The following is a 23829-nucleotide window of genomic DNA, read 5'->3' as shown; positions in this document are numbered from 1 at the left end:
GAACTTTCTTTTTCAAGGCTTATAACTCTTTTCAGGGAAAAGCGGTTATTGATAAGGAAGTTATTTGCGAATCAAATATCTAATGAATAAATAACCTCCGAATACTTGCAGGCACATTCCGGGAATTCCAATGCGGAAATCCTGAATGGCATTGTAGAAATTTCCTATATACATCCACTCTCCCAATGTCCCTACAACTTGATAGGTAAGTACTACGCCAACCAATACCGGGATGGAGATACGTCCGAAACGTTGTGCGGCCCAACCGGCAGCAATGGCGAGCAATACGGACTTTAATAAAATAGCAGGCAGCACCACCGGCATCGGCATACCAAAAAGTGAGGAGTTGATAATAGGGGAAAGAACAGCAGTCAGCAGACCGACTTTCCATCCGTACTTATAAGCTCCGATCAGTGTGAAGAAATAGATAGGCAGCCAGGTTATTCCTCCTTGCGGTATGAGATGAAAAAATTGGGGAAAAAGGATGTTGCCAACGATGAATAACGAGGCTGCCAGATAAGTTCTCACATTGCCGTAATTCAGCGAATAGAGTTTTACAGTAGTTGATTCCATATCATTTTATTATTTAAAAGTTCAAATTAATACCACCCATAAACGTAGCTTTGGGCATGGGATAACCTGCATTTATTTCATAACGCTGTGCCAGCAGGTTCTCTCCTTTTATGAAGAGGTTAGCGAAACGGCAGACACGATAATTCCCACGAAGATTCCATAAAACAAAATGATCCTGTTGCTCGCTACCCTTTACAACAGAAGTATAAAGTCCTTTCACATATTGTACTCCAGTCGATATACTCCAACGTCCGGAAGTATAGTCCGCCCCTGCATACAATTTATGTTCGGGGGCAGCAAGAACGGGATTCTCCATGTGCAACCAGCTATAATTGGCGTTCACATTCCAGTGTGAATTGATGTGGTAGCCTATATTCGTTTCAACTCCCCAATTCTCTATCTCTCCGGAATTGATATTCAATGGAGGAAAGAGTCCGTTTGACATAATCAGATTGTCGCCATTGATATAGTAAAGGCTGATTCCATAGGACAATACCCCTTCCAGCAGACGTTGTGAATAGGAAAGTTCATAGTTGATTAGTTTTTCCGGTTTCAATTCCGGGTTGGCAGGAGGAAACATATACATCTCACGAATGGTTGGATTACGGTATCCTTTGCTGACCATTGCTTTAAGTTCTGCATTCTTGGGTAAATGAAAAGCCAGTCCGCCTTGTGGAATCCATTCTGTACCTACGTGTGAATGGTGGTCTACACGAATACCTGCGTCCAGTGAGAACCAACTGCTGATATCCTGACGGAAATCAACGTATCCGGCAAACTCATCCATTTGCTTGTCTACTCCCGGAGTATGTTCACCCGTAGCCAGTACTTTGTTCCATGATTCACCTCCGAAGTGTTGATAATCAAATCCTACGGTCAAACGATTACCGGTAAAGAAAGTGGCACTCTGATACCATGATACACCCAGCATTTTGTCTTTAGAGTTGAAATGTGATTTTTGCGGTTCTTTTCCTATCTGATAGCCATCATTGATTTTATGCCGTCCCCAGTTATAGAAAAAGCTCAAACCTCCTGAAGTCTTTTCATAATGATTTTCCAAAGCGAACGATGTCATTCCACGAGTGATACGAGAATCGTTGTCAATCAGTGGTACTTGGATAGTCCCCGGATTGGAAGCATTAAAATGGGTTACATTCACATCTCCCCATACTTTCCAGAAAGAACTGATATCATAACCTAACTTTGCGTATCCACCATATTGCTCGAATCCCATATCGGGACGATGTCCATCTGTACGATTATATGATCCGGTTACGACGCTACTGAAACGTCCCTTCTTGACACGGTTGGAAAATTCAGTCTGCAACGTGTTATATGAACCGTACCCAACTTGCATATTCGTCTTCACACCTTCTTCCTGTTGCCGACGGGTAACAATATTAATCACACCACCCATGGCATTCGAACCATAAAGTACAGATGCAGGACCACGTAAAACTTCCACTTTCTCTGCCATCATAGATTGATAAGCATCCGCTATCGGATGTCCCATCAACCCCATGTACTGGGGATGACCGTCAATCAGTACCAATAATCCCGCTGTCGGACTACCACCGATACCACGCAAGCTCATGCCACCTGCAGCTCCGGTAGATACGCCATATCCCATGATGCCACGACTGGTAGTGAATAATCCCGGTACCTGCTCCGTTAACAACGGCAAAAGAGAAGGCTCATATCTTTTCTCAATTTGTTGCCTGCCGACTACGGAAATGGTCATCGGAAGATGACGCACATCGGTTTCATTACGTGTTCCGGTGACTACGACTTCATCAATCATATAATTTCTTCCGGCCTGTATGCTATCCTTTTTAGTCTGTGCCATTCCCGAGATGGAAAGCAAGCTACCGAACAGGAATAAACAGGCTGTATTTCTTTTCATACTTTATTTCGTGTTTCAAGTTTCTTCTTTTTACTTCTTATTTCTGATCTTTTCCAGAAAATCGCGGATCAGTGGTAATATTTCTTCTGCTGATTCCACTTCGCTACACATGGTTTCTACTGGACATCCTCCTGTACGGTCGCGGTTCCAGATAAAAGCAACTTCCTGCGCAAAATCGACTTTCACATCTGATTTCCGGAATAGCTCCAAAGCCTTGGTACTGATAATATCCGTATATAATTCTTTTATACCACCCAGAATCATCAGGGCGGCAGCTCCCTTGCCAACCACTTTATCAGCAATCAAAGCTCCTTTAAGAAACTCCGGTTCCTGTGTTAGCAAATCATAGAGATCGGCTACGCCACGTTGAGTGAAAGTGCGGATTTTTCCTCCGTTGGCAATGGTACAGGAGTATCCTCCCGTATGTAATAGATTGATTAATTTTTCCATCGTTTCTTTTATAAAGTACCTTGTTTCAATTGTTCTACAAACTGGTCGATCCGGTGCAGTTCTTTCGGAATATCAATATTTTGCGGGCAATGAGCCACACACTGATTACAACCGATGCAATGGCTTGCCTGTCGAAGTTTGGGCACGCTACGGTCATATCCGACAAGAAAAGCGCGCCGGGCTTTCGCATAATTTTCATCCTGTCCGCTTCTGGCGACATTACCTTCATTGACACAACGGTTGTAATGTAACAATACAGCAGGTATATCCAGTCCATACGGACATGGCATACAGTATTTGCAGTCGTTGCAAGGGATGGTAGGATATTTCAGCATTAATTGTGCCGTTTCTTCGAGGAATTCTTTTTCTTCATCTGTCAATGGCTCCAAAGGAGAATAAGTGCGAAGATTATCCTGCAGATGCTCCATATAAGTCATGCCGCTTAATACAGTCAGAATATCCGGGAATGAACCGGCAAAACGGAAAGCCCAGGAAGCGACACTGCTTTCCGGACGACGTTGTTTGAGCCGTGCCACCAGATTATCGTTCAATTTGGATAGACGTCCTCCCAAAAGTGGTTCCATAATGATGGCAGGAATCCCCCGTTTGGCCAGTTCGCCATAGAGATATTCCGCATCCGTATTTCGAGTATTGGTCTCTTTGGCATGTTTCCAGTCTACATAATTGAGCTGTATTTGTACAAAATCCCATTTAAATTCATCGTGTCGTGAGAGCAGATAATCATATACTTCAATGTCACCATGGTAAGAAAATCCGAGATTCCGGATGCGTCCGGCTTCACGCTCTTTAACCAGAAAATCAAGTATTCCGTTATCCAGGTAGCGTCCTTTAAGGGCTTCCATTCCTCCCATGCCGATGCCGTGGAGCAACATATAATCAATGTAGTCGACTTGTAGCTCCGTGAATGATTTGTGGTACATTTTGAGTGAGGCTTCGCGAGACCACGTATCAGGAGAGAAATTAGACAATTTGGTAGCGATGTAATATTTATCACGGGGATGGCGACTCAATGCAATACCTGTTGCCTTTTCGGAAAAGCCTTGTACATATGCCGGAGATGTATCGAAATAGTTCACTCCATGAGCGATTGCATAATCTACCAATCCGTTTACGGCATCCTGGTCGATAACTTCACCATTACCATCGGGAGCAGGTTTGAGCGGCCAACGCATACAACCATATCCCAAAAGTGAAACACGGTCACCGGTGGTTGGAGATGTGCGGTAAGTCATTTTATCGGTGGGCACCTCTCCTTCTCCTGTTGCGCTACTTGCAGAAGTAGTCCCCTTTGAAGAGCATCCGTATAACAGACCTGTCGATGTGGCTGCACTGATACCTACAATCTTAATAAAATCTCTTCTATTTATATCTTTCTTATTTTTATCTTCCATAATCTTATACTGATTTAGATCAAATAATTCTATGCATCTGATGTCCTGTCACATAAATGGCGCTGAAAGGACGGGACGGACAAAGGTTCTCACACGCCCCACAACCGATACATTTTTCTACATTTACTACCGGAATCTTTGGAGAATCTGTTTTTTCAGGATCGGAAGCTACCATCTGTATGGCACCTGTCGGACAATGGCGGGCACAGTTGCCACATTCCATTCCATCTGTCAAAGGTACACAGTTCTCTTTAATCCATACGGCATGTCCGATCTGAATAGCTGATTTCTCGGCAAGACTGGTGAGATGAATAGCACCGGCAGGACAAACTTCCGAACATTTAGTACATTCGGGACGGCAATATCCACGTTCGTATGATATTTCCGGTTGCATCAATGTCAATAGGTTGTCCGATGGGCGCAATACCTGGTTGGGACAAACAGAGACACATAATTGGCAGGCTGTGCAATGTTGAGTGAAATTGCGTGCGCTTAAAGCACCGGGAGGATAGATAGGGTTTTCTCTTTGGGGAATCTTTTTATCTTCGATAGTAGCCAATCCTCCGTCTACTTTTTTCTCTTGTGCTTTCAGTACAGAAGTTGTTGCAAAAATGGCCGATGCTGAAAGGAAGCTACGACGGGCATTGTCTACCTGTTCAGTAGTGACAGACTTTGCTTTCGTATCTTCGCTCGTAGCTATTTCGTTCTTAGGTTTCCGTCTTGTGTATGTAATGGCTCCATGCTTACACTTTCCGATGCAATCCATACAAGTCACACAACGGCTATAATCTATTTCATGAGCTTTCGGATTAATACACGATGCTTTGCAATTGCGGGCACACAAACCGCAACTATTGCATTTGGAAGTATCAATTACCGGTTTGAATATCGCATATTTGGATATAAACCCTAATACAGTACCTACGGGGCAGATCGTATTACAATAGGTTCGTCCGTTGCGCCACGCCAGAATGAAAAGAACAACAAGGGTAACAATGGCAATCAGCATCGTCGAAAGACTCTTTATCCATACATCTACCTCATAAAAAGCATAACTATCCATTCGTTCGGCGAAGTACGCCAACAGGTTGTTTCCCCATTGCCAGACCGGTGCAAAAAGACTGGAAGCTATCCGGCCATAAGCACTATACGGTGCCAGCAAGATAGCCAAAGAGTTCAATCCTGCAACCATCATAATAATGAATACTCCTAAAACGCCATACCGCAACCATTTCATTGCTGGTGAATAACGGAACCGGTTTTTCTTTTGTTTGCCGGATACCCACGAAACAATGTCCTGAAACACTCCCAACGGACAAATAACAGAGCAGTAGATACGTCCGAACAGGAATGTAAGTACAACTAAAAACAATACGACACCTATGTTCAAGGCTAATAAAGCCGGCAGAAATTGAATTTTCGCCAACCATCCGAACCATGTGTGCAATGTACCCGTGAAGTCGAGAAAGAGCAGGGTAATAAGTGTAAAGCACACAATGGCGGTTGTAAGTCTGATAGTACGTAGCATAAACTAATTAATTTTCAATTTATAGTAGTTATATCTAAATGTCTAAAACTGTCAGGATTGAACCATCTATATTTCAACTTTGCAAAGTTAATCAGGGAAATTTGTTTTTCAACTATACAAATTACAGAATGTTTTACCAATTTCACTGATAACAGACGGGAAAACCTTTAGCCGATTGGGTAAAGCACTATTTTTCTAATGCCACGACCTCTCCAATCTCCGGAATCAATACATTCAGAGAATCTTTATTCTTCATCTCTTCTGCATTTTTGAGAGGTTCATCCCAACGATGTTTGGCCAACGCATATTTAGAATGATGTACGGTCAGAACTCTTTTCGCTTTTAAATCTCTGGCCGTCTGTGCCATATATTGGGGCATCAGATGAATTAAGCTCCACTCTTCGTTGTATTGCCCGTTTTCAAGAATTGCGAGGTCGATGCCGGGGAACCGATTGCCTATTTCTGCATAATGCGTATCATATCCTCCGTCTCCGCCAATGTATATCTTTTGTGAAGGAGCTTCTAGCAGGAAAGAAGCCCAAAGTGACTGGTTGGCAGTAAGTCTGCGACCGGAGAAATGACGGGCAGGCAAACAATGTATCATAAAGCCCGGAGCGAGGTTTGCGTCTTCATTCCAGTCAAGTTCTATCAGACGCTCTTTATCAAATCCCCAATATTCGAAATGTTCGCCAACACCCAACGGACAAATCACTGCTCCAATCCGGTCTTTTAATTTTTTGACTGTGTTGTAATCCAAATGATCCCAATGATCGTGACTAATCACGAGATAATCAATGTCCGGCATATCATCCGGTGTATAAAGTTCCGTACCTTTGAATGGCTTGTTGACAAAAGATACGGGAGAAGCCATACAAAATACCGGGTCAACCAATATTCGCTTTCCTCCCGTTTGAATCAGGTAAGATGAATGTCCGAACCATACCAATATTTCTTCATTACGGCCAATCTTGCGTAAATCCGTTTTTATTGCTTTGACAGCCTGTTCGGGGCGCAAACCGTCTATCTTTCTGAAAATGAACTCCCAGATTCCGCTAAAACGTCCCCTGTCGGAAGTCATCAATAGAGTTTCATGCTGATTTTTAAATTCTCCGTTTCTGTAATTAGGAGATTTCATGACTCTTTCCAGCCGTTCCCCACGGGGAGTTCTGCCGAAACTGGCTTGATTGATAAAAACAATGACTGACACCGCCAGCAATGCTATTACAGCTAATATACATCCTACAATCATACGTGCTTTGAATTTCTTGAATATGATACGCATATAATTCATAACTAAATTATTTCACGCAGCAAATATACAGGTATTCAGAGAGCTTGTTAGTATATATATTACAGATTGTTATACCATAATTACTGAAAGCAGTTGCCTGTTGGGTGTCAGTCTATTGTGTGAACAAACCCTTTTCTTGTTCAGTTATTTAGAAATAAATTTTGTAGCTGATGTTCGGAATCAGACCCGCTCCGTCTTTTTCTTCTACTACACTCGTTCTTTCATTGTATTGATAGAAATGCATTCCGGTGCGCATACCCACATTCAGTATTTTCAGAGAAAACTCGTGGGATACTCTTTTCTTATTGATCCGGAAGCTGATCGAAACATCACCGTTTATAGATGGATTGAATCGTTTAGTATATGCTTTGCTCTCGTCAAAAACGATGTCTTTTTCTTCCTGACTTTTTTCTTCATCCACAGGTGTATAGCGTCCTCCTCCCTGAAAGAACAGACGGCCGTTTACACTTAATACATTCTGTTTGAGTCTGCCAACCATCCATTCTTTTCCGGCGAGCAGGTTCACTAAAAAACTTTTATCCAGTCTCGTATTTCGCCAGATACGGTCTCCTCCCCTATATTTCGATTTGAATAATGAAGCTGTAATCATATAGTAGAAGCCGTTTTTCATGTATTGTTCCAGTGTTATATCTATTCCATAGTTTTTGGCTATTCCGGTGTTTGTCAATATGCGGTCTAAATAGAATTCTTCATAATTGATAATCGAAAAGGAGGAGTTTTCCTCAACCGGTATGTGGAACAAGTATTGATAATAGGGTTCTATTTTCAGATGTAGGCTCTGATTGATATTCCAGTCATAAGTGAATCCGAAATGATGTGCCTTTGAGAAGTCCAGGTACCGGTTTGATTCCTTTTTACCATTGATTATCTGTTCAACAAAGTAATAGTCGAGCCTTTCCCGGCGGCTATGCAAGCCGTAAGCTGCTGCTAAAGAATGTGCAGGATTTATTTTCCATTTAAGGGCAACTCTCGGTTCTATCGACCAGTTCTTGTTTAAAGTAAAATATTGTCCGGTAACCCCTAAACTGGTTGTCAGATTGTTGCTCAAGTTTATTACGGAACTACTATATGCCGAGAAGACTGTACTTTCTCCACTGCCTTTCGATATTTGTTCCATAGGTTTGTTTAATCCCAAATAAGGGCTGACTTTGTAATCAAGATCATATTTAAGTTCCGTAATGGTAATCCCTGTTCTGTTGGTATGCCTCGGACTGAATTTCTTATTCAGATATGAATTGAATACTAAATTCCATCTGCTATTCTGAATATCTGCTACATTAATAATAGCGTCATCGGTATGTAAGTCCGCCAATGAACGGTCTTTGGAATAGGTAGCGGATAGAGAAGAACGGATATAAGTATTTTCATCCAGTACATATTTGTGCGCTAAGCCACCTGCCAGTTTATCCAGTTTATTATATCCCGACGACCGGTCTCCCATCGTTTCCCATTCGGAACGTTCCAAAGCATCCACTTTATTCCTGTCGGCCAATCCTAATCCCCAAATTGAAAAGGTACCGGCTTTACGTGTGGGAAAGTTCAGTTTAAAAGCTAGATCCTGATATTTCAGGTTGATGTCATTGCCCGATGCCAGTGAAGTAGTGGGAAAGCGATAATTCACCAGATAAGAGCTTCCCCTTTTTTTGCTGATAGGACCTTCCGAAGCTAAATCTACTCCCATGAGTCCGACCTGAAAAGCATGTTCGTACTTCTGATTATTACCATTTCGTAGATGCATATCGAAAACACCTGATAGGGCATTACTGTATTCCGCCGGGAAAGCTCCGTTGTAGAAATCGGAGTTGCCGATAACCTGCGTACTCAAAGCAGACAGGAATCCTCCTCCCAAGCCTGATAGATCGGCAAAGTGGGTAGGATTAGGTATTTCAATCCCCTCCAATCTCCATTGTGTAAATTATGGGGTATTTCCCCGGATAGCAACCGCATTGGTGCCGACATCTCCCGCTACTCCTGCGAATGCAGAACTTAACCGTGCAGGATCGTCAAAGCCATTGGCAAATCGTGACGCTTCTTCGATACTAATCATACGTCCTCCTGTGATGGCCATCGGGTTGACGGTCCGGTCTTTCTTTATTTCCGGTTTGACAAGTACTTCAGCCAAATCCTGCACATTTTCATCCATAGGAATTTCTACAAACACTTCTTTAGATGAAGTGACAGATACTTCGCTGATGATACTTGGACGATATCCCATAAAAGATGCCTGAATATTATAACGACCTACCGGGACATTATTAATCCGAAAGTTTCCCCGTCCATCCGTCGAACCTCCCCGTGAGGGATCTTCTGCTATACAGACGGAGGCATATTCTATGGGCGTATTGGTTTTGGAGTCAACAACGATTCCTCTTATGGTTTGAGTCAGTTTTTGTGTATCATTGTTGGCGGGCTTTTGCTTGTTATCTTGCGAAGAAATAATAATATGATATCCTTTTATCTTATATACATATCCGGTTTCCTTCAATAGTTGAGTCATAGCTTTGTCGATGGCTACATTTTTAAGAGATAAAGATTGTTTCTTTTCTATATCCAGATTTGACTGTTCATAAGCAATGCTATATCCCGTTTGTACTTCTATTTGTGCAAAAGCCTCTTTTAGTGAGATACTTTTATTTTGTATGGTAATTTTTTTTTCTTTATTCTGTGCAACAGTTGTGAGAGAGAGAAAAGTAAAAAATAAAAAAATGGCAAGCTTAGCCGCCTGTTTATTCGTATTTATTCGATTCATTATTCTATATTTGTATGTTGATACTTCATTTTACGTCACTTGTTGAATGAGGGTAGACATTTCAGAACTGGGAAGAGGGTCTCAAGCTGCTTCCCGGTTCTTTTTATTCATAGGCTGTTTCTTTTTATTATTGGGTTAATACTATTTTCTTTTCATATTGCTGATAATCAAAGCCGATGATATCTTTCAATATATTCAGTATTTCATTCAGACTTTCATCTTTCAGAAACTTAACCGTATATCGTTTGGATGCGGGGATAATTGCTGTATTATCAATAGTGGTGTTATAGTGCCTTTCCAAGGTTCGGAATATTTCTCCGGCGCTGGCATTGGTAAATACTAGTTTTCCCGCCATCCAACAATTTGTATCATTCGTATCTATCACTGATATGTGAATATCTGATGATTTTTTGTCGTATGTAAGCTGCTCATCGGGCTTTAGTATATGGGGAGGTTGAGACCGGACACTCACTTCCACCTTACCGCTAGTCAATGTAGTCGTTATTTTCTCATCATTAGGATAGGCTTTCACATTGAACCTGGTTCCAAGAACTTTCACAGAGAGTTGGGAGGTTTCTACAATAAAAGGACTTACAGTATCTTTTTTGACAGAGAAATAAGCTTCACCGTCAAGCATGACCAAGCGTTTATCTTTGGCAAAAGTTTCCGGGTATAAAATGCTACTTCCCGCGTTCAACCATACTTCCGAACTATCCGGCAAGATTAAGCGCTTCTGTTCTCCGTAGGCAACGGATATTTCTATCATTTCGTTGTGAGGAGAAAGATAGTAGAACATCCCTCCCGCAAATAGAAATAAAGGAACAATAACGGCGGCGACACGGGCAAACTTCTGGTAAGAAGCTATGTTGGTCAGATGCTCCTTATTATATCCTGTTCTTAAATTCACCCGTTCCAATGAAGCATAAGTGCTTGAATCGGCTTCTATGTCCAATTCATTCCAATAATCCAATGAGGCTTTAGCTTTCGCCTGCTGATTTTCATCTTTGATGATCCATTTCTGCACTTTCTCTTCCGTTTCAGATGGAAAGCGGGCGGAGAGGAACATTTTGATGATTTTACTGATATTACTTTTCTTCATTTTTGCTGCACTTTACTATATATACAGTTTAGTGGCAAAAAGCTCAATAAGAAAGTGGAAGTTTTTTTTATAAAGCAGAATGAAAAAAAATATAATGCTATAATAGTGATACCAGGAAACATGAAATAACCTTCCGTATTTCTTTCAAAGCAAGACTTAGCTGGCTTTCAACATTTCTTTTGGTAGTATTCAGGCGTTCGGCAATTTCGGCATTGGATAATCCTTCGTTACGACTCAATGTATAAATCATTCTCCGTTGTTCGGGCATTCCTCCGACAAGTTCGTCAATCAGCATTTCCAATTCCTTGGCAATAAGGTCTTCTTCGGAAGTAGAGCTATATCCTGTTTCTTGATTATTGTTCAGATAGGCATCACACACATATTTATGTTTCAGAAAGTTGATTGCTGCATTTCTTGCAATGGTGTGCAAATAAGAATTGAATGATCTGGACGTATCAATCGAATGACGGTTGATCCAAAGATTGACAAATAAATCCTCTGTCAGCTCTTCCGCATCAGGTTCTGATTTTATATATCCGTCAATGAATGTTTTGGTTTTGTTGTAGTATGCTATAAAAATAGTCTCAAAGGCCTTGTGATTCCCATCCTGAAAGGCCTCCAGCGTTTTTATATCAATGTTGTTATTCATACTATCTCCCAATTTTCATTTCATTAGGACAAAAGAAGCAATAATTTATTTTAGATAGATGGTCTTTTTTGAAATATTAATGATATTAGAAAGATTTATTCTATTTTCAAGATTCTCTTCATCTCCGGACGAAAGCTATCACCCCAGATTTCCAGTTGCTCAATCAGAGGAATCAGCGTCTTTCCCAATTCGGTGATAGCATATTCCGAATGGGGAGGAAGCTCCATGAATATCTTTTTGCTGATAATGCCGTGCATCTCCAATTCTTTCAGTTGTTGATTGATGACCCGGGGACTTGCCTCGGTAAATAAACGATGCAGCTCGCTGGGACGTTTCGGACCAGTGCATAATTCCTGAATGATGCAACTTTTCCATTTTCCCCCGATCACTTCCATCGTAATCTTTATCCCACAATCAATATCAAAAGGAATTTTCTTCTTATACATAGTTTTCTGCTTTTCTGCAAAAATAAGGATATCACTACAAAAACAAAAATAATAATCCCCAAATGTAGTATAGGGCTAAATTTATCAGTATATGAATAATTCGTCCCTACTTGCCGATGTTTCAGGTATTCCCTACTTTTGCTTCAAAAAGATGAGAAAGTATTTATTATCACTTGCATTAGTCGTTGGAGTCGTTTCAATGAATGCACAAGAAAAAGTAACAAACAATGTAAATATGGAAAATAAAAAATCAACTCTTCGTTTTATCTATCCTCAATGGCAAGGAGGAATTGTAGATCATTGGATGCCTGATATTCCGGCGGAAGATTCATCCAGAGGCTACTATCTGGGAGCACAGTTATTGAACTATTTAGCCCCACAGACCGGTCAGAATACGGTCGAAGTTCCGGTTTCACTGGATATAAATGACAGAGCGACGGAAAAAGGTATCAGTGCACGCAGTGTCATACTGAAACAAACTAAAGCTGCGCTTGATCTGCTTAAAGAGAATCATCCGGATCGGATTGTCACTTTAGGAGGAGAATGTTCCGTTAGTGTTGTTCCGTTTACTTATTTAATCAATAGATACCCGGATGATGTAGCTATCGTCTGGATAGACGCACATCCCGACATCAATCTGCCTTATGATGAATATAAGGGTTATCATGCAATGGCACTAACAGCTTGTTTGGGAATGGGAGATGAAGAAATAATGGAATTACTTCCGGGAAAAACGGATGCTTCCAAAGCCCTGATTGTCGGACTCCGCTCATGGGATGAGGGTATGCAGGAACGACAAAGAAAGCTGGGAATTAAAGGATTATCTCCACAGGAAGTTGCCAATGATCGTACAAAGATTATGGAATGGCTGAAAAGTACCGGGGTTTCGAAGGTGGTTATACATTTCGATATGGATGTATTGGACCCGGCAGAGATAATCGCTGCCGTAGGCGTTGAGCCTAACGGCATGAAGATTGAAGAAGTAGTTCGTATCATTAATGATATATCCTCCGAATATGATCTGGTAGGACTTACAGTTGCCGAACCTATGCCACGAGTGGCAATCAAACTTAGAAATATGCTCAATCAGTTACCTCTATTGAAAGATTAAATCCCCTTTGACGAGGACGGTAAAGAATACCGAATACATTCAGTAGATACCCCAATAAACACAATAATGGGGCAATACGTATGCGTGTTCCACTAAATATATCGGGATTATAGGTGGCAAGGGTACTCCCCTCACCGCTCATTAATATATATCCTATGATAATCAATATAGAGCCGATAATTAAGATGACGTAATTTCTTTTGCCCAATACTGTTTTTATTTCTTCTTCTCTTATTCTTTTCGATCTCATATTCTTTGAGTTTAGTTGTGATAATTCATTAGTTGAGTAAAGCGCATATATTTCTTTTCAAATTGCTGATTACTCTGTTCATATCTCTCTTTATCCATATTCTTCAGTAATTCATTACACTGATTCCATTGCCAGAACCTATACAAACAATCCTGTTGAACCATCCCTATCCGGTTATCTCCCAATGAGAAAGCCCAGTCGATATAATTTTCCGATTCTGCTATCAGATGATTCAATAGATCGGTCGCTTTCTGCGTTTCTCCTATGGAAGCATAAGCGGTGGCTATATCATACGAACCGCTCTCGTATACTTCAGGAACATTATATGCCGGAATAGCTTGCCCAGCATATTCCAATACTTTTCTGGCACGGATGTCGTCTCCTTGTTTCACCAATTCTTTAGCCAGTTGCGCAAAAAGCCTTCGATGAGAATAACAGATGCGCAGGGTTGTTTCGTCCAGATAAAGTCCGGGAGTATCCAATCCTCCGTATTTATATCTGTTCATCACATTCTCGTAGAGCTTCTCCGTATCTATGGCATATCCATTGCCTTCTTCCACGTCTCCCCATTCTTTATAGTTGAAAGGAGTAAACCGGAATGCTAACCCTTCCTGAACAAAGTAGTCATCAAACTTCAGTTTACTGGAGTTGCCTACCGAGATAGCCATGTACAGGGGACGTTCCCAGTTACAGTTAGCCAGGATCTCGAGCATGAGTAAGTCCACTTTAGTCAACAGACGTATATTTTTTAGAGAAATAGACAGTTTATCCGGTATTGCATCTCTTAGTTCTTCCCCTTTTAAATGACGAATGGCTTCAGGCAACATCATTCCAGAACGGAGTACTGCATCCTTATCAATATAAATATTTATTGTATCGGTAGGTATCACATGGAATTCCTGTTTCTCTGCGAACACCCAATATTTCAGGATATTCTTTATTTCATACGGATCATTTCCAAAACTATCACGGGCTTCTTCGGGATGTTTCTGATACAATGCTTCTATCTGTTTCTTCAATTCCGGACGAACAGCCACATATTCGTTTTTCCCTTCCTGGTATTGATTTTGATCCCAACTGATCGGCAGTCCGGGAGCATCGTACAGAGGACATTGTTGCTGATAAATGTACCAGTCGGTCTGCGCATAACTTAAATTGCAGATACGTACATCTCTGCGTACTTCTTCCGTATCCTGATTATACCACAAGGGGAACGTATCATTATCCCCGTTACAGAATATGATCGGATTTCCTTTGTCGGGAAGTGTCATCAGATAATTAGCACCAAAGTCACGACAGGTATACCGGTTGCTTCGATCGTGGTCATCCCAAGTCTGGCTTGCCATTTGTATGGGGACAAACAGGCAAAGCAGCATAAGTAAGCCGACTGGGAGGATTTTTGCCTGTTTCCTGCGAAGCATGTCACAGCATCCGGCGGCTCCCATTCCAATCCAGATAGCGAACGCATAAAACGAACCTGCATACGCATAATCCCGTTCACGGGGTTGTCCGGGAGTCTGATTCAGATAGAGCACAATAGCCAATCCCGTCATAAAGAAAAGGAAAAATAAGACACAGAATTGCTGCTTGCCTTTTTTTCCACGTGTCCATTGCCAATAAATACCGAGTAATCCTAATAATAATGGTAAGCCATAGAACACATTGTGACCTTTGTTCTCACGCAAAGATTCCGGCAAAAGTTTTTGATCCCCCAGTCGCAGATTATCAAGCCAGGAAATTCCTGTAATCCAGTTACCATGTTCCGGTTCACCGCTTCCTTGAATATCATTCTGTCGTCCGACAAAATTCCATAGGAAATAGCGCCAGTACATGTAATTGAGTTGGTATGTGATAAAATAAGTCAGGTTCTCTTTTTGTGTAGGAGCCTCATTCGCACCTCCACCGGACCATCCTTTGTAAGAAGCGGCCGAACGATCATTCCACATTCGCGGAAACAACATATTTTGAGTGTAGCACACGTCTTCCTTATAGCGAATAATTTTATACTTGCCTTCTTTCTTATCCGGTCGATAGATGGCACTACCTTTTTCTGTCTTTACCTTGTAATAGTCTCCTTCGGGCACATACTCCGGTTCGGACGCATAGGTTCTCCCATAAAGTAAAGGAGCACTTTCATACTGTTCGCGATTCAGGTAGCTTTTGAGTGTGAAAATAGTATCCGGTGCATTCTCATTGAGCGGCGTATTAGCATTGGCACGAATGAGTATGACCGCATAGGTGGTATATCCTATGGTGAGCATGAGTAAACACCACAAACCGGTATTCACGATGCGTTTTCTGAACCGATAAATGGCTCCTATCAGTAAAAACAGGACCAAACCCAGAAAGACGATCAATCCTGACTGGAAGGGTAATCCCATCACATTGACAAAGAATAATTCGAACCATCCTCCTACATCAGCCATTCCGGGTATATAAACAAAAAGAATCAATACAATAAGAATACCGGATAATGCAATGGCCCCGATAACTCCCTTGAGTGATAGAGTCTGATATTTTTGGTAATAGAACACTAATACAATGGCAGGAATACAAAGCAGATTAAGCAAATGCACTCCGATTGAAAGCCCTATAATATAGGCTATCAGGATAATCCAGCGGTCACCGGACACAGAATCTGCTTCATCCTGCCAGCGAAGAATCATCCAAAATACCAAGGCTGTGAGGAAAGAAGAGAAGGCATATACCTCCCCCTCTACCGCACTAAACCAGAATGTATCACTGAAAGTATAAGCTAAAGCTCCTACAAAACCTGCTCCCAGAATGATAATAACATCCATAACAGATAATTTCCGTTCATCGCCCACAAGCAAGGCTCTCACTAATCGGGTAATACTCCAGAAAAGAAACAAGATACAACCGGCACTCAATAGTGCATTTAAAAAGTTGACCATTCCCGACACTTGCGAAGCATCGGAAGCAAACTGGGTAAACAGGTTGCCGACAAGCATATAGAAAGGTGCTCCCGGCGGATGCCCTACCTGTAATTTTTCAGCACAAGAAATAAATTCGGGACAATCCCAGAAACTTGCGGTTGGTTCGATGGTCATCCCATACACAAATGCTGCTATCAGAAAGACCAGCCACCCACCGAAATCATTCCATCTTTTAAATAATAAGTTGCTCATTGTTCTGTACTTTTTTATTTGCAAAGTTACAGGACATACTGCTAAAACAGGCATTTTTTACCGGACGGATACGGACGGTCGTCAATGATAATATGTTGATAATCAATAATAATAAAAGTGAAGAGATAGACAAAAACAGACAGAGGATAAATTAGGTACAAATTAATAATGGCATAGTAAAGTAAATGGCATAAAAATGACAATGTATCAAATATGAAAAAACTATTGGGATATTAGGAAAAACAAGTGCCACTCTTGTTTTTTGCTATTTAATTTCGTATCTTTAATGACTTTCATTCTTCTAAAGACAGATAATCATATTACAGAATGACAAATATCACCTTATAAAGTGACATTTGTCACCCTATAGGATGCCCATCGTCCCGTTATAACGGGACAACTACCCGACTGCATAAAAGATTACTAATTTCTGTACCAAAAAACATTAATCTCTGCAACGAAAAGCCTTAAATGTAGTAAGGAGATAATGAATCATTACCAGATAATAATTAATTTCTTGCACAAAATGAAAGATCCCCCAATGATTTCACAATATCTTCCAGTGACTCTTTAGAATTTGCCAACATCAGTTTCTCCGTTTTTATTCTGGAGATTCTCCGGGTCAGCGTCTCTGTAGTCAGTTTCATTAAATCAGCAAAGCAAGCAGGTTGGACTCCCTCCCGCAGAAAAGCACATACCCTTAAATCCTCTTCTGTGAGCTTCGGACCTATTTCTTTCAATTTAGATACAAGTCCATAGACGTTTTCCTGAAGTCGCAGTAACTCTGTCCAGTCTTTCTCGGAGAAAGAAGGGGTTTTAGAAGACAAAACATTCCGTTCTTTAAACTGTCGTACTTTTGAGACAACGGGGGAACTTTCATAGATATGTAGTTGAAGAGACTGATACTTCTCTTCGAGATGGTTACATTGCAAAATCAGCTTATCCGATTCAACATCTTTTTTCAGTATTTCTTCTTTGAAAAGATCCAATTGGGAAAGTGCGTGCCGATTTTTCTTCCAGAGTAGCCCAAGTAACAAAGACATCACACCAAACATTCCTAAAGCAGAAGAAAGAATTACTGAAGAATCGCTTTTACCGTCATTCAACATCAACTGACTGGCGTATGCCTTTCTCTCCATTTCCAGTGCTTCATCAAAGTTACCGTATTTCTGATAATAAAGACTACATCGTTTGCAGATTTTTGCCAGATGATCGTATTCCTCTGTTTCCTTGGCAAGCTTGATTGCCTTCTTAAAGTGGATTTCTGCCTCCTCTTTCTGTTCCAGATCACTTTCCACACAGGCAAGATAATAATATGCTTTGGATTTTTGATATTCATTGCCATTTTTCTCATAATAAGATGCCGCCTGCCTAATCTGCTTATCAGAGGAATGAGGAATGTTTTTATCCTCGTTGAGCTGGGTACACAATAAATTATACTCTGCCAGTTGAGCCTCATTCATTTGGCTTGACTGAATAGTCTCAAGAATAATGGATGCTGTATCAGGGTCCTGTGCCATGAGTTGTGCGGCTTTGCCTAACCCTTGCTTCACACTCGTTCCTTCCGGATGACATGCAGCCAATGAAAGGAGCATCATATACAATAAAATTCGAAGGTTATTCATAACTCTATTTTTGTCTTTACAAAGGATTGATTGGATTTGCAAATATAAAAAATAATCGGTATTTATCCTTCCCTAAGTCATACAAAAAGTATAGTGACGCTATCCTCTCCTTATAGCTACGCTATCCGGGTGTGATAGTGACACTATTTGGCAAGGATAGCGTCACTATGTTTTTTTGACAAATATCAAGCCGTTGTGCACTGCTAATTAAGAAGATAAGCCGTATCTTTGTAGCAAACAAGAAAATTATATATCATGATTAAAAACATTGTATTTGATTTTGGAGGAGTGATTGTAGATATTGATCGTGACAAAGCGGTTCAGGCATTTATCAAACTGGGACTGGCAGATGCTGATACCCGGCTGGATAAATATCACCAGACCGGCATCTTTCAAGAACTGGAAGAAGGAAAGCTAAGTGCGGATGAGTTTCGGAAACAACTGGGAGATTTATGTGGCCGTCCATTGACGATGGAGGAAACCAAACAGGCATGGCTGGGCTTTTTCAATGAAGTGAATCTAAATAAACTCGATTATATATTGGAATTGAGAAAGTCCTATCATGTGTATATTTTAAGTAATACCAATCCTTTTGTTATGTCGTGGGCATGCAGCTCTGATTTCTCATCGAAGAAAAAGCCGCTGAATGATTATTGTGACAAACTATATTTGTCTTATGAGGTCGGTCATACGAAACCTGCGCCCGAAATTTTCGAATTTATGGTAAATGATTGCAATATCATTCCTTCCGAAACTTTATTTGTAGATGACGGTGCTTCGAATATCCATATAGGCAAGGAACTCGGATTTGAAACGTTCCAACCGAAGAATGGTGAAGATTGGCGGGAAGAAATGACTGCTATCTTGCAGAAATGATAATTGAGCAGTTAGTACCATACCGCAAATAAAAAATATGCAACCACAAGTCATACTTATCACCGGAGCGTCTTCCGGATTCGGTAAGATTACCGCCCAAATGTTATCGGAACAAGGGCACATCGTTTATGGAACAAGCCGGAAACCTTCTGAAGACATGAATCATGTAAAAATGCTTGTTGTCGATGTCACCAATTCCTTTTCCGTTTGTCAGGCCGTAGAGCGGATTCTATCGGAGCAGGGACGGATTGATGTATTGATTAATAATGCTGGAATAGGTATCGGCGGCGCATTGGAACTTGCCACTGAAGAAGAAGTGAATATACAAATGAATACAAACTTCTTCGGTGTAGTGAATATGTGTAAAGCTGTTTTGCCATCTATGAGAAAGGCGCGAAAGGGCAAGATTATCAATATCAACTCTATCGGTGGTGTAATGGGAATCCCCTATCAGGGATTTTATTCTGCTTCGAAATTTGCAGTCGAGGGATATAGCGAAGCATTGGCTTTAGAGGTTCATCCGTTCCATATAAAGGTTTGTGTAGTAGAACCGGGAGACTTTAACACCGGATTTACTGATAACCGGAATATCTCCGAACAGACAAGACTGGATGCCGATTACGGAGAAAGTTTTCTGAAATCATTAGAGATTATAGAAAAAGAAGAACGTAATGGATGCCATCCGCGGAAGTTGGGTGCTGCCATCTGTAAGATAGTGGAACGTACCAATCCTCCTTTTCGGACGAAAGTAGGTCCCTGGATACAGGTATTGTTTGCGAAGAGTAAAAAATGGTTGCCTGATGCAGTGATGCAATATGCCTTACGGATATTCTACGCAATTAAGTAAACGATACGATATATAAAAGAAACTGTTCTCAAAGTTCCTAAAAGAAAAATCGTCCTTACTACGATAGGTTGTAGTAAGGACGATTTTATAAGATCAAGGCTTTTTTGAACGGCCTCTTTTTTTGATTTGAATATCTTCTATGTTTCCGGATTAACCCTTCGGAACCAATTCCAAAAACATGGTAGTAGTCAGCAACACGGCCAGTCCGACGCAAACGCTTATCAACAGCCAATTGATATATTTGGCTTTCGGCTTGGTGTCGGCATGCAGATTATTCAGGAAATACTCCCTGAAGAAAAGATACAGGCCGGGGATCGTGGCACTTGCCAACAAGAAATCTTCCGGAATCTGAAAGAAATAAGTTTTGGATAATCCGATCAGCGACCAGTGGCAAAGGAACAATACCAAAAACATATTGACCTTTTGCGCAAACAGCAATAACAATCCGATGGTAAACACCACTACCGAACAAGGCATGACCGGAGAAGTCATTTCCGGGAATGAGAGACCGCGTGCCAATGAAACCAAAGGGTATATAAAAGGCATTGCCAACAGGACATAAGACAGCAAATCATATTTGTGGGTACGTTCGAAGGTAGTATATCCCGTAATCGCATCCCATATCCAAATGATAGCCATCACACCCCAAAACATAGCCATTACTCCATTATAACTACGCTCTTCACAGTAGATATAATAGTAGACCAGAGAAATCCACGTATACAGACCTATCATATAGAACTTCATCGCCATTTTCACCCACGGACGTGGCCGGCCGATAAGCAATCCGGTCAATGCAATACCAATCAGAATAATAACTATCTGTAAAAGCCAGGTAGCTGAATTATAATATGCAATTGTTCTCCAAAAAATCTCCATAAAAGTTCGTTTTAATGTCTTGTTAATGAAAAGGCTCTATGTGGGAACAGGAACATCGGGAACGTAGCTCCTACCGCCAACATGAAAATCACTGTGCTTGCTATCAGAGTATTAGAGAAGAACATCGACATGAACTTGTCCAGCTTATCCAGATCATTTACATTTTGCAGACACATGATAAGTGAAAATACCATGTTGTATGCAAACTTTCCCGGAATCATGGGAAGTAATGCCGGAATGTACAATACCGTCATCGGGCAATATACTTTTTTCCCTAACCACAAACTGCCGAAGCCGATGACTAATCCGGCAAACAACGAACCTGTGGCAATGTCCATGCCTAAATAGGTCATCAAACAAAAACGACAGGCGTGTCCCAATGCTGCCAGTATGGCAATCATCTTGAATGCACGCAAAGGAGGATCGGAAATCGCACCAAATCCTATACCTGCTACTGCTGCAAAAAATCCATCAGTAAGAATGTCAAGTGCTATCATATCAAATTAAACTGTTTTTTACCATTAATAATGTGAAGGAAAGTCCGATAGCGATGCTGACAATCAACAAAGAAGCCTCTGTCAGACGGGCAAATCCTGTTAAAACGTATCCTTCTACTACATCAATCACGCCATTAATCAAGGGAACCCCAGGCACAAGATAAAGCACGCTGGTTGCCATGGCAATCTCCGAAGTTGTGTCGAAAATCAGCGCGGTGGAAGCACACAGGGAAGCAACAAAAGCCGAAACAATAAATACAACATAATGATTGATCTTTTTCGCCTGCATTTGTTGTTTCAGGTAGAATCCTGTAATGGTAGCCGAGAACACAATTCCCATCGAAATTAAATCACCGCCGAACAATTTGCAGAAAGACGCATTGGCAAATCCTACCAGTAGTAAAACGAAAAGCGGATGTATCCGCGGAGCAGAAATAATCTTCTTGTATTTGTCTTTCAATTCTTCCAATGACAAATGATTGTCTACTGCTTCCCAGCTTAATGCGCTTAACTCTGAATTATGTTCAAAACTGATCGGGTGTGCAGGAATGTCTATGACCTCGTTACAAGCCTCGTTTGTTTCTTTGTCTATAATAGTCAGAATGATGTTTCTATGAAATACGCTTAATTTGACATCTAGTCCGAAAGCCTCTCCAATACGCTTTGTGTTACGTACTACCCGCGAGGTGTGTACTCCGGCTCCCATTAAATGGGCTGAATATTCTGCAATAAATTTACCTATGGATAATAAAGATTCGCCTGTCTTCATGAATATGATATTTTTAAATCGGGCGCAAAAGTACAAAAAAAATAGATACCTTTGCCGCGATTAAAAATAAAAAATGCATGAATAACCAATTTACGCATCCAAAAGAGAGAATACGTTTTGCCATATTGACTTTTTTCTTTGCCCAAGGACTTTGTATGGCAAGTTGGGCTAGCCGAATCCCTGATTTTAAAGACGTTTTTGCTGCAAATTATGCTTTCTACTGGGGACTGATTTTATTTATGATCCCTGTCGGAAAATTTGTCGCGATCCCCTTGGCTGGCTATCTTGTTTCGAAGTTAGGAAGCCGGAGCATGGTACAGGTCAGTATCCTGGGATACGCTTCATCCCTGCTTTGTGTCGGACTGGCTCATGAAGTCTATCTTTTAGGCTTTCTGCTCTTTTGCTTCGGGGTGTTCTGGAATTTATGTGATATATCATTCAATACACAAGGCATTGAAGTGGAACGTTTGTATGGTAAAACCATTATGGCCACTTTTCATGGAGGATGGAGTCTGGGGGCATGTGCAGGAGCACTTATCGGCTTCGTAATGATTTTGGCAGGAGTCTCCCCTATCTGGCATTACACACTGATATTTATCATCATCCTTATAATTGCACTTTCCGGGCGGAAATATTTGCAGGAGAGCGCACCGCAGGAAGCGGAAGTTTCTGATACGAAGACGCAGGAAAGAAATACGGCCAAAGCTCCCAATGGTTTTCGCCTGTTATTTCAAAAACCGGAAATGTTGCTTTTGCAGTTAGGCCTTGTCGGACTGTTCGCGCTGATTGTAGAAAGCGCGATGTTCGACTGGAGTGCCGTTTATTTCGAATCAGTGGTTCACGTACCTAAATCATTGCAAATCGGTTTTCTTGTATTTATGATTATGATGGCAACGGGCCGTTTCCTGACTAACTACGCTTATCAGCTTTGGGGAAAGAAGAAAGTCCTGCAACTGGCGGGCAGCTTTATCTGTATCGGCTTTTTTGTTTCTGCCCTGTTAGGAGGAGTTTTCGAATCTATGGCCATGAAAGTAATCATCAATTCTTTAGGTTTTATGCTGGTCGGCTTGGGTATTTCCTGCATTGTGCCTACTTTGTACAGCTTCGTGGGAGCAAAATCAAAAACACCGATCAGTATTGCACTTACCATTCTGTCAAGCATCAGTTTTATAGGCTCGCTGATTGCTCCCCTGCTTATCGGTGCCATCTCGCAGGCGTTCGATATCCGTATCGCTTATATGATTATCGGCATATTGGGTGGATGTATCGTATTAATAGTCAGTTTCAGTAGTGCTTTCAATATTCAGGAATCTGGCGATAAACCTGAATAGGACAAATAAAAAACGCAGTCTTTCACTGTGTTTAAAACTAAACCTCCTGTGAAAGACTGCGTCAATCTTTTAATGCCTTAACTAACCTAACTACTTTATCTTAACTATACTAACCTATCTACAAAATACCCGAAAAATCTTTTATACTACTAATAATCCTATCTTTCAATTCGTTGTTTTCAACTATTGAGAAGCCACAGTCTACATTTGCCGGAGCCAATAATACAGCTTTAGCTTCTTCTGCATCTGCCGTCTCTTCCGGGTGCTCTCTGAAATAAGTTTCCCATTGGGAAGCTGATTGCGGAGTTACACCCAGCACATAGTTGATAAAATCATCATCCGTCAAAAAATCCATTACCTTTGAGCACATATCG

General features: G+C 41.1%; 20 protein-coding genes and 1 pseudogene. 4 read left to right on the top strand and 17 right to left on the bottom strand.

Annotated features, from left to right (window positions below; all coding sequences use genetic code 11):
• Nucleotides 1-60: 60 nt before the first annotated feature.
• From KSX81_RS23475 to KSX81_RS23430, 10 genes and pseudogenes are all read right to left on the bottom strand, one after another.
• The gene (locus KSX81_RS23475; protein WP_004296005.1) at nucleotides 61-573 is read right to left on the bottom strand and encodes a hypothetical protein; all 513 of its coding nucleotides are present in this window, start codon (nucleotides 571-573) and stop codon (nucleotides 61-63) included.
• A gap of 13 nt (nucleotides 574-586) precedes the next feature.
• Nucleotides 587-2476: a TonB-dependent receptor gene (locus tag KSX81_RS23470; protein ID WP_217725729.1), complete on the bottom strand. Its 1890-nt coding sequence runs from the start codon at nucleotides 2474-2476 to the stop codon at nucleotides 587-589.
• Between the two features lie 30 nt (nucleotides 2477-2506).
• Nucleotides 2507-2926: a DUF1893 domain-containing protein gene (locus KSX81_RS23465; RefSeq protein ID WP_115484638.1), complete on the bottom strand. Its 420-nt coding sequence runs from the start codon at nucleotides 2924-2926 to the stop codon at nucleotides 2507-2509.
• Nucleotides 2927-2934: 8 nt separating this feature from the next.
• Nucleotides 2935-4338 (bottom strand): aldo/keto reductase, encoded by a 1404-nt coding sequence (locus KSX81_RS23460; RefSeq protein ID WP_004296008.1) that lies wholly within the window; start codon nucleotides 4336-4338, stop codon nucleotides 2935-2937.
• A 19-nt stretch (nucleotides 4339-4357) separates the two neighbouring features.
• On the bottom strand, nucleotides 4358-5866 hold the full coding sequence (locus KSX81_RS23455) for a 4Fe-4S binding protein (protein ID WP_004325936.1): 1509 nt from the start codon (nucleotides 5864-5866) through the stop codon (nucleotides 4358-4360).
• A gap of 187 nt (nucleotides 5867-6053) precedes the next feature.
• Nucleotides 6054-7157, bottom strand: a complete 1104-nt coding sequence (locus KSX81_RS23450) for an MBL fold metallo-hydrolase (RefSeq protein WP_004318262.1) — start codon at nucleotides 7155-7157, stop codon at nucleotides 6054-6056.
• Nucleotides 7158-7305: 148 nt separating this feature from the next.
• Nucleotides 7306-9927, bottom strand: a pseudogene (locus KSX81_RS23445) (carboxypeptidase-like regulatory domain-containing protein).
• Nucleotides 9928-10054: 127 nt separating this feature from the next.
• Nucleotides 10055-11026: a FecR family protein gene (locus KSX81_RS23440; protein WP_217725730.1), complete on the bottom strand. Its 972-nt coding sequence runs from the start codon at nucleotides 11024-11026 to the stop codon at nucleotides 10055-10057.
• Nucleotides 11027-11123: 97 nt separating this feature from the next.
• The gene (locus KSX81_RS23435; protein ID WP_004296013.1) at nucleotides 11124-11675 is read right to left on the bottom strand and encodes an RNA polymerase sigma-70 factor; all 552 of its coding nucleotides are present in this window, start codon (nucleotides 11673-11675) and stop codon (nucleotides 11124-11126) included.
• Between the two features lie 95 nt (nucleotides 11676-11770).
• A complete protein-coding gene (locus KSX81_RS23430; RefSeq protein WP_004296014.1) occupies nucleotides 11771-12121 on the bottom strand; it encodes a winged helix-turn-helix transcriptional regulator in 351 nt (116 codons plus the stop codon).
• 91 nt (nucleotides 12122-12212) lie between these two features.
• Between KSX81_RS23430 and KSX81_RS23425 the strand changes: the two genes are divergently transcribed.
• Nucleotides 12213-13232 carry an arginase family protein gene (locus KSX81_RS23425; RefSeq protein WP_004296015.1) on the top strand — a complete coding sequence of 340 codons (1020 nt, stop codon included), beginning with the start codon at nucleotides 12213-12215 and terminating at the stop codon, nucleotides 13230-13232.
• Here the strand turns inward: KSX81_RS23425 and KSX81_RS23420 are convergent.
• The 3 genes from KSX81_RS23420 to KSX81_RS23410 form a co-directional block, all read right to left on the bottom strand.
• The gene (locus tag KSX81_RS23420; protein ID WP_217725731.1) at nucleotides 13204-13482 is read right to left on the bottom strand and encodes a DUF3098 domain-containing protein; all 279 of its coding nucleotides are present in this window, start codon (nucleotides 13480-13482) and stop codon (nucleotides 13204-13206) included. The genes KSX81_RS23425 and KSX81_RS23420 overlap by 29 nt on opposite strands.
• An 11-nt stretch (nucleotides 13483-13493) precedes the next feature.
• On the bottom strand, nucleotides 13494-16631 hold the full coding sequence (locus tag KSX81_RS23415; RefSeq protein WP_149963752.1) for a DUF2723 domain-containing protein: 3138 nt from the start codon (nucleotides 16629-16631) through the stop codon (nucleotides 13494-13496).
• Nucleotides 16632-17140: 509 nt separating this feature from the next.
• A complete protein-coding gene (locus KSX81_RS23410) occupies nucleotides 17141-18256 on the bottom strand; it encodes a tetratricopeptide repeat protein (RefSeq protein WP_217725732.1) in 1116 nt (371 codons plus the stop codon).
• 255 nt (nucleotides 18257-18511) lie between these two features.
• Between KSX81_RS23410 and KSX81_RS23405 the strand changes: the two genes are divergently transcribed.
• Nucleotides 18512-19132 (top strand): HAD family hydrolase, encoded by a 621-nt coding sequence (locus tag KSX81_RS23405; protein ID WP_004296019.1) that lies wholly within the window; start codon nucleotides 18512-18514, stop codon nucleotides 19130-19132.
• A 37-nt stretch (nucleotides 19133-19169) separates the two neighbouring features.
• Nucleotides 19170-19979, top strand: a complete 810-nt coding sequence (locus tag KSX81_RS23400; RefSeq protein ID WP_004296020.1) for an SDR family oxidoreductase — start codon at nucleotides 19170-19172, stop codon at nucleotides 19977-19979.
• Between the two features lie 150 nt (nucleotides 19980-20129).
• Here KSX81_RS23400 and KSX81_RS23395 read toward each other — a convergent pair whose 3' ends face one another.
• From KSX81_RS23395 to KSX81_RS23385, 3 genes are read right to left on the bottom strand one after another with little or no spacing between them, the layout of a single operon-like run.
• Nucleotides 20130-20858 (bottom strand): DUF6064 family protein, encoded by a 729-nt coding sequence (locus KSX81_RS23395; RefSeq protein ID WP_004296021.1) that lies wholly within the window; start codon nucleotides 20856-20858, stop codon nucleotides 20130-20132.
• Between the two features lie 11 nt (nucleotides 20859-20869).
• Nucleotides 20870-21355, bottom strand: coding sequence for a threonine/serine exporter family protein (locus KSX81_RS23390; protein WP_004296022.1), 486 nt, complete (start codon nucleotides 21353-21355; stop codon nucleotides 20870-20872).
• 1 nt (nucleotide 21356) lies between these two features.
• Nucleotides 21357-22124 carry a threonine/serine exporter family protein gene (locus tag KSX81_RS23385; protein WP_004296023.1) on the bottom strand — a complete coding sequence of 256 codons (768 nt, stop codon included), beginning with the start codon at nucleotides 22122-22124 and terminating at the stop codon, nucleotides 21357-21359.
• Between the two features lie 77 nt (nucleotides 22125-22201).
• On the opposite strand from KSX81_RS23385, the gene KSX81_RS23380 reads away from it, so the two are divergent.
• Entirely contained in the window at nucleotides 22202-23455 is a 1254-nt protein-coding gene (locus KSX81_RS23380) for an MFS transporter (RefSeq protein ID WP_004296024.1), read from the top strand.
• Nucleotides 23456-23573: 118 nt separating this feature from the next.
• Here KSX81_RS23380 and KSX81_RS23375 read toward each other — a convergent pair whose 3' ends face one another.
• Complete coding sequence (locus KSX81_RS23375; RefSeq protein WP_052587804.1) at nucleotides 23574-23825, bottom strand: hypothetical protein; 252 nt, start codon at nucleotides 23823-23825, stop codon at nucleotides 23574-23576.
• Nucleotides 23826-23829 lie beyond the last annotated feature (4 nt).

Source organism: Bacteroides sp. MSK.18.37, assembly GCF_019129155.2.
Classification (GTDB): domain Bacteria; phylum Bacteroidota; class Bacteroidia; order Bacteroidales; family Bacteroidaceae; genus Bacteroides; species Bacteroides ovatus.
This window is presented reverse-complemented; position numbering and strand designations above follow the sequence as displayed.

Bases quoted from the DNA above. Each gene is read 5' to 3' on its own strand.
- KSX81_RS23475 (WP_004296005.1), bottom strand. From the start codon at position 573: ATGGAATCAACTACTGTAAAACTCTATTCGCTGAATTACGGCAATGTG.
- KSX81_RS23470 (WP_217725729.1), bottom strand. From the start codon at position 2,476: ATGAAAAGAAATACAGCCTGTTTATTCCTGTTCGGTAGCTTGCTTTCC.
- KSX81_RS23465 (WP_115484638.1), bottom strand. From the start codon at position 2,926: ATGGAAAAATTAATCAATCTATTACATACGGGAGGATACTCCTGTACC.
- KSX81_RS23460 (WP_004296008.1), bottom strand. From the start codon at position 4,338: ATGGAAGATAAAAATAAGAAAGATATAAATAGAAGAGATTTTATTAAG.
- KSX81_RS23455 (WP_004325936.1), bottom strand. From the start codon at position 5,866: ATGCTACGTACTATCAGACTTACAACCGCCATTGTGTGCTTTACACTT.
- KSX81_RS23450 (WP_004318262.1), bottom strand. From the start codon at position 7,157: ATGAATTATATGCGTATCATATTCAAGAAATTCAAAGCACGTATGATT.
- KSX81_RS23440 (WP_217725730.1), bottom strand. From the start codon at position 11,026: ATGAAGAAAAGTAATATCAGTAAAATCATCAAAATGTTCCTCTCCGCC.
- KSX81_RS23435 (WP_004296013.1), bottom strand. From the start codon at position 11,675: ATGAATAACAACATTGATATAAAAACGCTGGAGGCCTTTCAGGATGGG.
- KSX81_RS23430 (WP_004296014.1), bottom strand. From the start codon at position 12,121: ATGTATAAGAAGAAAATTCCTTTTGATATTGATTGTGGGATAAAGATT.
- KSX81_RS23425 (WP_004296015.1), top strand. From the start codon at position 12,213: ATGAATAATTCGTCCCTACTTGCCGATGTTTCAGGTATTCCCTACTTT.
- KSX81_RS23420 (WP_217725731.1), bottom strand. From the start codon at position 13,482: ATGAGATCGAAAAGAATAAGAGAAGAAGAAATAAAAACAGTATTGGGC.
- KSX81_RS23415 (WP_149963752.1), bottom strand. From the start codon at position 16,631: ATGAGCAACTTATTATTTAAAAGATGGAATGATTTCGGTGGGTGGCTG.
- KSX81_RS23410 (WP_217725732.1), bottom strand. From the start codon at position 18,256: ATGAATAACCTTCGAATTTTATTGTATATGATGCTCCTTTCATTGGCT.
- KSX81_RS23405 (WP_004296019.1), top strand. From the start codon at position 18,512: ATGATTAAAAACATTGTATTTGATTTTGGAGGAGTGATTGTAGATATT.
- KSX81_RS23400 (WP_004296020.1), top strand. From the start codon at position 19,170: ATGCAACCACAAGTCATACTTATCACCGGAGCGTCTTCCGGATTCGGT.
- KSX81_RS23395 (WP_004296021.1), bottom strand. From the start codon at position 20,858: ATGGAGATTTTTTGGAGAACAATTGCATATTATAATTCAGCTACCTGG.
- KSX81_RS23390 (WP_004296022.1), bottom strand. From the start codon at position 21,355: ATGATAGCACTTGACATTCTTACTGATGGATTTTTTGCAGCAGTAGCA.
- KSX81_RS23385 (WP_004296023.1), bottom strand. From the start codon at position 22,124: ATGAAGACAGGCGAATCTTTATTATCCATAGGTAAATTTATTGCAGAA.
- KSX81_RS23380 (WP_004296024.1), top strand. From the start codon at position 22,202: ATGAATAACCAATTTACGCATCCAAAAGAGAGAATACGTTTTGCCATA.
- KSX81_RS23375 (WP_052587804.1), bottom strand. From the start codon at position 23,825: ATGTGCTCAAAGGTAATGGATTTTTTGACGGATGATGATTTTATCAAC.